This window comes from Pseudoalteromonas shioyasakiensis (assembly GCF_022398475.1).
Taxonomy (GTDB): Bacteria; Pseudomonadota; Gammaproteobacteria; order Enterobacterales; family Alteromonadaceae; genus Pseudoalteromonas.
Genome location: NZ_JAKEVM010000012.1, coordinates 44,873 through 55,053 on the forward strand (window position 1 = coordinate 44,873; position 10,181 = coordinate 55,053).

A 10,181-nucleotide genomic window follows, 5' to 3' on the forward strand; every position below is an offset into this window, starting at 1 on the left:
GTGTGCAAATTATGGAGCGGCTACCAACAGCCTGTCAGAGAGCTTTTCACTCTATTAGTGTGCTGTTTAAGCAATAAATAACTAATACCAACAAGTAATGTATGGCCTATTGCAAATACAATTAACCATGACGAAAAGTCGAGTGTTAATTGATTAACAGCTAGCATGCTAATTAACATTAATACTAAAGATGAATTTAACACAGTTTGTAGTAACTGCTTAAAACGTAAATGCTTCCAACGACTCCAAATAACCAACAAAAATGCGGTAGTAGGGAGGGCAATTAAAATACATTCAAATAAAATAACGATTAATTGCGCACCTTGATAAGCTGAATCAGCTGTTGAACCCTGTGAATGGCTTGAACTCAGTGCAATCAAGCCAAGCACTAAAGCGGTACCCATATTTTTAATATTCATTTCTAAACTCTAACCAACTTAAACTCTCAACAGTATTAACTATTAAATTATGCATGTGCGCTAATAAGCTCTTTGGCATTCGCTCTTGCCATTTTACTGATATTGTCACCAGCGAGTAGTCGGGCAATTTCATCGATACGACCATCTTTTGAAAGTTTATTCATTTGCGTAAAGGTTTCGCCGTTTGCAATTTCTTTGGCTACAAAAAATTGCTGATGTCCAGAGCTTGCAACTTGTGGCAAGTGAGTTACACAAATAACTTGGGTCGATTTACCTAGCTGGCGTAATAGCTTGCCGACTGCAGAGGCGGTAGGGCCTGAAATACCCACATCAACTTCATCGAAAATGAGGGTCGGGGTAGTAACTCGCTGAGCAATAATGACCTGAATAGCTAAACTAATGCGAGATAATTCACCACCAGAGGCCACTTTAGATAGTGCTTGTAGCGGTTGACCTGGGTTGGTCGATACTAAAAACGACACAGTATCAAAACCCATTGCACTTGGTGCTTTATCGCTAGCTTGTTGAATATCAATAGCAAACTTGCCGTTTTCCATCGATAAATTTGCCATGCTATCACTAATTAACTGATTAAGCGTATCTGCATAACTATGGCGGCTTTCACTTAATAGTTGAGCTGCTTGTTTGTATTGCTCAAGGGCATCGCTGATTTCGCTTTCAAGTGCCACAAGGCGGTCGCTGTTATAACTAATTGATGCTAATTCTTCAGAGATTGACTGGTGAAACTCAACAAGCTCTTCTGGCTTTATGTGATGTTTACGGGCAAGATCCATAGCACCTGTTAAACGAGTTTCAACTTCGTCTAAGCGTGCTGGGTCTAAGTCGGTAACATCAACATAGCTGCGTATCTCGCGGCTTGCTTCTTCAACTTGAACGGCAGCTTCACTCAGTAGTGATGCTATGCTAGATAAGCTCTCATCGTAGCTTGCTAGTTCTGCAAATTGTTGAGCACTATGTTGCAATAATGAACACGCACTTTGCTCATCACTTTCGTATAAGTGTTGTAGCTCACGTTGGCATGACTCTAAAATAGTCTGGCTATGGCTTAGTTTATGATGCTCAGCTTCAATCTCTTCAAATTCACCCGGTTGCAGAGCAAATTCATCAAGTTCGGCTACTTGATACTCAAGTAATTGCTTTTGAGCTGCCTGTTGCTGCTGTTGTTGTTCAAGCTGGTTAAATTCTTTGAGTAAGGCTTGGTAGGCTTTAAAGCGTTCTTTAACATCAGCTAATAACTGATTATGGCCAGCATAGGCATCAAGCAGATGTAGCTGGTGTTCAGCTTTTAATAAATGCTGATGGGCATGTTGGCCGTGAATAGAAATTAAGTACTGACCTAACTCTTTTAACTGTGCAGCGGTAACTGAGCTGCCATTAATATAGCTTTTGCTACGTCCATTTTTGCAAATAACACGGCGTAGTAAACATTCGCCTTCGTTGTTTGAGAGTAAATGTTGCTCTAAAAAGTGTTGGGCAAGAGGGAGTTGGCTAATATCAAATTGTGCGCATATTTCTGCACGATCAGTACCAGGGCGAACGGCACCAGCATCAGCGCGTTCACCTAAACATAAAGAGAGGGCATCAATTGCAATTGATTTACCCGCACCTGTTTCACCTGTAATGGCTGTCATACCATTGTGCCACTCAGTACTTAAATTACTTACAATGGCAAAGTTTTTAATTTCTAACCCGATTAACATACTGTTTATCCATCCAGCTAACTAACTGTTAATTTATACAGTGTTTTCGGGTTTTGCAAATTAAATTTTTAAGCTTTGCTTAATTCTGACAATTGATTTTCTGGTGTGGAATCGTCTGACGCTTGTGTGCTCTGGGCTGACGGCTGATCGTCTTGTAAATCGGCGGGGGGCTGATATTTAATTACTTCAATCAGTGATGGAAGGGACTCTTGGTAAAACGCTTTGTTATATTCAATACCATTATAAGGTAATTCAGCCATGAAATACTGTAATCTGTCTGCAAGCTGATCAATCTGTTCTGGGCTTTGTGCTTTACTGGCTTCCATAATTATTGTGTTGAGCAGTAAATCACTAACGTATTCAAGATATGTGAGGTTTTCTTCGTTATGGGCTTGTACAACAAAGTAATTGCTAGTGATCATGCTCAAACGCGAGATGTTCTTCGGACGAATAATTTTACTCTCGCTGAAATCAATTAACTTATCTTTAAAATCATTATTGATTTCTTTAACTCGTTGATTAAAACGTTTTTTTTCAGCTTCAATAGCCTTGCGACGGTTGCTCTCAACCATCCAGTAACAACCTAGCAAGGTGATCAGTAATAACAGAGCAAGAAAAACGATATAGCTCATTTCGCCTTAGAATCCTTAAAAAAGTACAGCATTAAGTTTGATTATTTTGCGCTATTCAATGTGCCTTGGCAATCAATTGAGATAAAAAAGCCGCTTAAAATAAACGGCTTCCCCAGTTTAATTTTTTTCTTAATACATTGTAGTAAGAGTATTCTTTAGGGTGGATCAAGCGCAGACGCTTATCTGCTTTTTTTATCACCACTTCATCGCCAGGTAATACAGCTAAAACCACATGGCTGTCACAACTGACTTGCAAGCTATCAGTATTTTCAAGACTGAGCTTTAAACGCACTTCGTTATCAGCATCAACCACAAGAGGGCGGCTTGATAATGTGTGCGGGAACATAGGCACAAGTGAAATCGCATTAAGCTCTGGCGTCAAAATCGGCCCGCCACCAGATAATGAATAAGCAGTTGAGCCTGTAGGTGTTGAAACAATTAAACCGTCTGAGCGTTGCGAGAATACAAAATCGTTGTTAATAAAGGCCTCAAACTCAATCATATGAGCAACTTTATCGGCATGAAGTACTGCTTCATTCACTGCCAAGTTTGCACTTTTGAGTTCGGCATGGCGATATACTTCAACTTCAAGCAAGAAGCGTTTTTCTTCGAGGAACTGGCCACTTAATACTTGTTCAAGGCTGGCTTCGAAACCTTCTGGGTTTAAATCAGTTAAAAAGCCTAAATTACCACGGTTTACACCAATTACGGCAACATCAAAACGCGCTAAAACTCGAGCTGCGCCAAGCATATTGCCATCACCGCCGACGACTATGGCTAAGTCTGCACGTTCACCTAAATCTACCAATTTAACAAGGTTTTCTCGAGGAAGGTCTTCAAGTTGGCGGCCGGTGCGCTGTTCTACTAGCACTTCAAAACCCAAGGCTCGCAAAAATGTGTGCAGGCGAGCAAGTGTGGCAGCTGCTCCGCTGTGATTAGGTTTGCCAATTAAACCTATGGTTTTAAACGGTGAATCCATGTTATTTGCACTTAAACTTTCATATCGCTAGATTACATTAAAAACTAATGCTTTGAAAATAACTTGAAATAAACTTGCTGCGCCCAAATATCCACTGGCAAGTACCAAGATGTATTAATTATGAAATTAAATCCGCGTGACCAACAAATTTTTTCAGCTGTAATGAGCCTTTACTGTAACGGTGAAGGTCAGCCTGTTGCCTCTACCCGTATTGCCAAGCAAAAAGGCATGGCGGTATGTTCAGCTACTGTGCGCAATGCAATGGCTCGGCTAGAAAAAGTGGGCTTACTCTATTCGCCACATACTTCTGCTGGCCGCGTACCTACCAATGCCGGGTTTGATTATTGGCTTACTGAGTTTTTTGCTCTGCCTGAAATTGCAACATATTGGCAGCCCGAGCAAGCACAATTAGTTGAGCTCGCCCATGGTTTGAGTCAGCGCTATAAAGTGTGCTGTTGTGTGGGCTTACCTCAAGTCAGCTCTCAGCTGGTCTTTCGAGTAGAGGTGCTTGATTTTGATGGTAGTAATTGGCTTATTCTACTCATCGATAGAGCAGGGCAAAGCCATAACATTTGCATTACCAAACCTGAAGATTCATCTGATGCCGTTCGTTACCAGTTTGCTACTTGGCTTAATACGGTGTTTAGCCAGCAAACCTTAATGGAAGGCTTATATCGAATGCAAGCAATGGCAGCCACTGCACCACATAATTGCCATGACTCTTTAACACAATGGACTCGGCAATTAAGTCAAAAACTCGGTTCAGATAACAGCATTGTGGTAGGTGAAAATTACCTTTACCGCCAAGTTGATTGCCAAACCAGTTTAAACATTGGTGTATCGTTTTTAAATTTTGTTGAAGATAAACTCGCATTTAAAAATGGGTTATCAGTGTTAAACACAGAACAATTGCCATTTACAGACTGTAATGAGTTGATGGTGATCAGCGTTCCTTATTTTAATAACCATGAATACCAGAGCCGATTTTGTGTAATTTGTCCAAAATCAGCGCAAATAGAAGCAATCATCCAAGAATTTAAGTTAATCGGCTCATCAGCCTCTTGAATCTTTTAATTCAATCCCCATAATTACCGCAGTTGTAAAGAATTGGAGCATGTAAGCTATGTCTGAGCAGACAAAATCACCAGAGCAAGAAGTTGAACTAAACGAAGAATTTGAACAAATGCAAGCTGAAGTAGAAGCTGCAGAAAAAGCGGCTGAACAAGTTGACGGCGAAGAAATGAGCCCTGAAGCTGAAATCGCACTACTACACAGCGAATTAGAAGCGGCTAAACAAACGATCAACGATCAAAAAGACAGTGTTGTTCGTGCTGCTGCAGATGTTGAGAACATGCGTCGTCGTGCCGCTCAAGATGTAGAAAAAGCGCATAAGTTTGCACTTGAAAAGTTTGCTAACGAATTACTACCTGTTATCGATAACCTAGAGCGTGCGATTGAGTTTTCTGATAATGAAAATGAGCAGCTTAAGCCTGTGCTTGAAGGTATCGAAATGACTGTTAAGAGCTTTAATGATGCGGTATCAAAATTCGGTGTTGAAATTGTTAACCCACAGGGTGAACAATTTAACCCTGAATTCCATCAAGCAATGTCAATTCAGCCAAGCAATGATGTAGCGCCAAATACTGTTCTTGCAGTAATGCAAAAAGGTTATACATTAAATGGCCGTTTATTACGCCCTGCAATGGTTATGGTATCGAAAGAAGCTGAATAAGCTTTAAAGAGATATAAAAAATGCCTGTTAATTACAGGCATTTTTTTATTACAATTGTGTTCAATATTTAAGTCGATTGGTATCGTTTTCGATGCCAAAGCTGTACAAGTAAGATCAGTATCAGTGCGCTGAACATCATAGCAGAAAATGGAATCGCACTTTGTGGGTGAACAAAAGCAAGGATAGGCCCAACTAAAGCGCCACTGCCGAATCTCAGGGTACCAATAACAGCTGTTGCAGTGCCTGACTTTTCCTCAAATTGCATCAGTATTAATGAGTCTGCATTACTCGCGACAATACCCAAGCTCATCATCAGTGGTGCGATGGTGGCAACGATAAAATACAGCGATAAATGCATCACACTGAATAACAACAATGCCCCGCCAGACACAAAGCCAATACCTAGCCCAATAAATAACAGTTTACGAGAACCCAAGCGCGGCACTAAACGTGTATTCATAAAGTTACCGAACATTAAAGCCAGCACGTTAAAGGCGAATAACACACCGAACAATTGCTCATCTACTTTGAAGAAATCGAGATATACATAAGGTACCGATGTTAAAAAGCAAAAGAATGCGAATGAGGCAAACATTGAACTGGCAATATCGGCAAGGGCACTACGACGAGAAAATACCGTTTTATAACTATTAAAGAACAGTGCCAAACCACGTTGCTGACTCTTAAAGATTGGAATATCGATTAAATGAATTTGCACCAAAGCTAAAATGGCAAAACTATAAGCAGCTAATGCGATGAAAATGACCTGCCATGTCGAAATTCCCATGATTAATGAGCCTAGAGTAGGGGCAATTAACGGGGCAACCATCATAATCATCGAGACATAAGACATGCCCTTGGCGGTGTTCTCTCGGTAAATGTGGCGAATAATACCCGGCACTACGACGGTTGCAGCAGCGCCAGTGAATGCTTGCACGGCTCTTAAAGACCAAAATAATTCGATGTTGGTACAAAATGCCAGTGCTAATGAGATGATGCCAAATAGCGCTAAACCCACCTTAGCGAGTAATCGCCTACCAAGCTCATCGGCTATCGGGCCAAAGAACAACATACCCAGGGCATAACCCGCCAAATAAATACTGAGCGAGATTTGCACATTTGGCATGGTAGTTTGTAAGTCGTTGGCAATCACCAACATCGCCGGTAAATATAAATCAATTGCTAAAGGCGTAATTGCGACAATACTTGCCAGTAAAGGTAATAAAATGCGTTTATTTAAAGTCTCAGGGGAAGGCATTGTTTACTCATTCATCAAACATTAGGTCACTATTGTAGCAGTGTGAGTTACTGTGGTGAACTTAGTTTGCCTGCTAAGTAAAAGAATTAACTAAATGATAACAACTGAGCGGGTGATTGTTCATTTTCATATAAAATTAATCAATGCTTTGCTATATTAGCCACAATTACACTAAGTATTTGAAGGACTAGTATGAAAAAGTTAATCATGGCAGTGTTAGCCACCGCTGTTTTAGCTGGCTGTAAAACCTCTCCAACAGGGCGTACACAAATCGCACTTTATTCAGACCAACAAATGAGCCAAATGGGTCAAGCAAGCTTTGCTGAAATGAAAAAAACACAGCCTGTTAATACCGACCCTGGCGTCAATGCTTATGTGAAATGTATTGCCGATGATGTTATTGCCGTTTTACCTAATGAGTATGCAAAGCAGTCTTGGGAAGTTGTTGTGTTTGAAGAAGACTCAGCAAACGCATTTGCATTACCGGGGGGTTATATTGGCGTTCATACAGGTTTATTAAAAGTTGCTGTAAATCAAGACCAACTGGCAACGGTACTAGGTCACGAGGTTGCACACGTTATTGCTGAGCATTCTAATGAACGTGTATCACAAAATGCATTGTTACAAACAGGTCTGCAAGTTGGTGGTGCAGCACTTGATATGGGGAATGTGCAATATCGCGGCGAAATAATGCAAGCCTTAGGCTTAGGCGCACAGTATGGTGTTGTTTTGCCATTTAGCCGCTCACATGAATCAGAAGCAGATATTGTTGGCTTAGATTTAATGGCAAAAGCAGGGTTTAACCCAGAGCAATCAGTGTCGCTTTGGCAAAATATGAGTGCAGCTGGTAGTAGCGGTACCCCAGAGTTTATGTCGACTCACCCTGCACCAGGTAACCGTATTAAAGAGCTACAAAAGCATATGTCGGACGCATTAAAAGCCCAACAAGCCGCTAAAGCAAAAGGCAAAACACCACAGTGTAAACTGTAAAGAGTATCTATAGAAATTAAAAAGCCTGTACTCAGTGATGACTACAGGCTTTAATTTTTCAGCTTTCAGCTTTCAGCTTTCAGCTTTCAGCTTATTAGAACGTCCACTCAACGTGAAGTTGTGGTACTGACTCAGTTGTGTCTGTACCTAGCTTGTTGTGCCAATATTGCCATTCAAGGCCTAGCAGTAGAGTATTTTCTTTCATGCTCATTGCGTGACCTAAATCCCAGGTGATGATTGGCTGCGCTAAAATCCATGCTTTAACGTCTTCACCAAATTCATTTTCACGCTCTGCAATATATTCAACATGGCCTGTTACGTTGAACTTTTGTGAGCCAATAGTGAATGGGTAGCCCCAAGCAACATCAATCATCCAGCTGTTTGTTTCAGTTGGTGCACCACCGCGTGCTACGCCTTCACTGTCATCGATGTAAGCGGTAAATAAAGTAGATAAAAAGCTAAAGCCCGGTGCTTGCCAGCTAAGCTTTACACCAGGTAAATACTTAAGAACTTTCGAGTCACCTGCGGCATTAAAACCTGCCGTTAAACCCACATCAGCAATTGCGCCGTATGAAAAATCACTGCCAGAGATTTTTGATAAGCTAAATGTTGAATACCACTCGCCGTAAAAGTCTTTATCTTGATAGCCATCTTGACGGTCGTCATTGCTGTAATCAATAAAAAAGAAATTGTCGCCATAGTCATAACCAGAGGCATGCTGTAGTGATACAACTGTGGTATTTGACTTAGTTAATGAAAACGGGTTTTTGTGTTCACCGTTATTAACGTGTAATTGCGTAGAGCTCCAATTAGCGGCATAGCTCGAAGTACTTACTGCACAAAGCGCAGCAACAGAAAGGATCTTTTTCAAGTTCATATCTCAATATTGATGGTGTAAAGGGGGATACAAAGGTTGGATTATAGCAGATACGCCCATATTTGGGCGTATCTTGAGAAAAATTATTTAACTTATGCTTTATTTCTGCGTAAGCAAATTACTGCAACGGCAGTAAAGGCAAGAATAAAGCAGTAGTAAGAAGAGGTAGAGACTTCCCATGGGCTAATTTTGAATGTTGCGCCGAGTAGAAGTGCTTGTGCGCCATACGGCAATGAGCCTTGCGTAACACAAGCAAAAATATCAAGTAAGCTTGCTGAACGCTTGCCTGTAATTTCGCCATCATCTGCTAATTTTTTAGCAATTGGGCCTGCAACAATAATAGATACGGTATTATTGGCAATACATAAGTTACTAGTCATAACCAGTGCAGCAATACCTAATTGATCTGCTACTTTACGGTGCCATTTTGCAATGATTTTTGTAATTGCCTGAATTTTGTTAGCAATATAATCAAGACCGCCATTAATACGGATAAACTCTGAAAGACCGCCAATAAACATCGATAGCAAGAAAATTTCCTGCATATCAGTAAAGCCTTTATAAACATCTTTTACAAAGCTTGCACCTTCATAGCTGCCAGTAAAGCCCATAAGTGCAGCGAAGATTATACCGCTAAACAGCACCACGAATACGTTAAAGCCCATTACCGCGAGCACTAAGATAAAGGCATAAGGTAATACTAGTAAGATATCGAAGTCTTGTGTCTCTACAGCTTCTGCTGCAGGCGTTAAGAAGAATAACAAGCCGATAGTTAATGCCGCAGCAGGTAAGGCGATTTTTAAGTTCTCACGAAATTTATCTTTCATTTCACAGCCTTGCGTGCGGGTTGCAGCAATAGTTGTGTCAGAGATGATTGATAAGTTATCACCAAACATGGCACCTGATACAATCGTGCCTGCCATCAGAGATGGATCAATGCCTGTTTTTTGGGCGACGGCATAAGCAATCGGGCCAATCGCACCGATAGTACCCATTGAAGTACCCATCGCAGTCGACACTACCGCAGCAATTAAAAAGAACCCTGGTAGTAACAGAGCAGGTGGAATAAGTGATAAACCGGCATTAACTACGGCATCAACACCACCGGTCGCACCAGCAACCGCAGAAAACGCACCTGCCAGCAGATAAATCAAACACATAGTGATAATGTTGCTGTGGCCAGCACCTTTAATAAAGGTTTCAACACTGTGGTTGATGGTATTTTTATTTAAAATAAACGCCAGCATGATGGCTGGCAAAATTGCAACAGGAGCAGGCAATTGATAGAAGGCGTAATCGACACCTTGAGACTGTAAGTATAAGCCAGCGCCTAAAAATAAGCCGACAAACACCAAAAGCGGCAGCAAAGAAAGTTTTGCTTTTGTTTTATTAAATGATGGCTGCATCATATTCCTCGTTAGATAACCAATAACACAGCCAAACACTTCTTTTAGCTGTATTTAGTTGTGTCTAAAAGACAACAACAGCGCCCGCAAGCCAAAGACCAAATCGGCGCAAAGGAAGAAGTTTAAATGTATGGATGGCTAAATGCAAAGACTATCTGTTATTATTG

Annotated in this window: 10 protein-coding genes; 3 read left to right on the forward strand and 7 right to left on the reverse strand. The window is 41.0% G+C overall.

Annotation, left to right across the window (positions count from 1 at the left end; all coding sequences use genetic code 11):
• Nucleotides 1-20: 20 nt before the first annotated feature.
• The 4 genes from L1D51_RS04320 to nadK all read right to left on the reverse strand — a co-directional run bounded on the left by L1D51_RS04320 (nt 21) and on the right by nadK (nt 3,751).
• Entirely contained in the window at nt 21-419 is a 399-nt protein-coding gene (locus tag L1D51_RS04320) for a hypothetical protein (protein WP_239962800.1), read from the reverse strand.
• Between the two features lie 47 nt (nt 420-466).
• Nucleotides 467-2,140, reverse strand: a complete 1,674-nt coding sequence (gene recN, locus L1D51_RS04325) for a DNA repair protein RecN (RefSeq protein ID WP_054561711.1) — start codon at nt 2,138-2,140, stop codon at nt 467-469.
• Between the two features lie 68 nt (nt 2,141-2,208).
• Complete coding sequence (locus L1D51_RS04330; RefSeq protein WP_055196799.1) at nt 2,209-2,772, reverse strand: hypothetical protein; 564 nt, start codon at nt 2,770-2,772, stop codon at nt 2,209-2,211.
• 94 nt (nt 2,773-2,866) lie between these two features.
• On the reverse strand, nt 2,867-3,751 hold the full coding sequence (gene nadK, locus L1D51_RS04335) for an NAD(+) kinase (protein WP_054561709.1): 885 nt from the start codon (nt 3,749-3,751) through the stop codon (nt 2,867-2,869).
• Between the two features lie 120 nt (nt 3,752-3,871).
• On the opposite strand from nadK, the gene L1D51_RS04340 reads away from it, so the two are divergent.
• A complete protein-coding gene (locus L1D51_RS04340; protein WP_055022172.1) occupies nt 3,872-4,816 on the forward strand; it encodes an HrcA family transcriptional regulator in 945 nt (314 codons plus the stop codon).
• Nucleotides 4,817-4,874: 58 nt separating this feature from the next.
• On the forward strand, nt 4,875-5,483 hold the full coding sequence (gene grpE / locus L1D51_RS04345; RefSeq protein ID WP_239962802.1) for a nucleotide exchange factor GrpE: 609 nt from the start codon (nt 4,875-4,877) through the stop codon (nt 5,481-5,483).
• Nucleotides 5,484-5,550: 67 nt separating this feature from the next.
• On the opposite strand, the gene L1D51_RS04350 is transcribed toward grpE, so the two are convergent.
• Complete coding sequence (locus L1D51_RS04350) at nt 5,551-6,741, reverse strand: Bcr/CflA family efflux MFS transporter (RefSeq protein ID WP_239962804.1); 1,191 nt, start codon at nt 6,739-6,741, stop codon at nt 5,551-5,553.
• 192 nt (nt 6,742-6,933) lie between these two features.
• Here L1D51_RS04350 and L1D51_RS04355 point away from each other — a divergent pair, with 192 nt between their 5' ends.
• Entirely contained in the window at nt 6,934-7,731 is a 798-nt protein-coding gene (locus L1D51_RS04355) for a M48 family metallopeptidase (protein WP_054561706.1), read from the forward strand.
• A 94-nt stretch (nt 7,732-7,825) separates the two neighbouring features.
• Here the strand turns inward: L1D51_RS04355 and L1D51_RS04360 are convergent, their stop codons facing one another.
• Entirely contained in the window at nt 7,826-8,608 is a 783-nt protein-coding gene (locus L1D51_RS04360; protein WP_054561705.1) for an outer membrane protein OmpK, read from the reverse strand.
• Nucleotides 8,609-8,700: 92 nt separating this feature from the next.
• The gene (locus L1D51_RS04365) at nt 8,701-10,014 is read right to left on the reverse strand and encodes a Na+/H+ antiporter NhaC family protein (RefSeq protein WP_239962816.1); all 1,314 of its coding nucleotides are present in this window, start codon (nt 10,012-10,014) and stop codon (nt 8,701-8,703) included.
• Between the last annotated feature and the right edge of the window lie 167 nt (nt 10,015-10,181).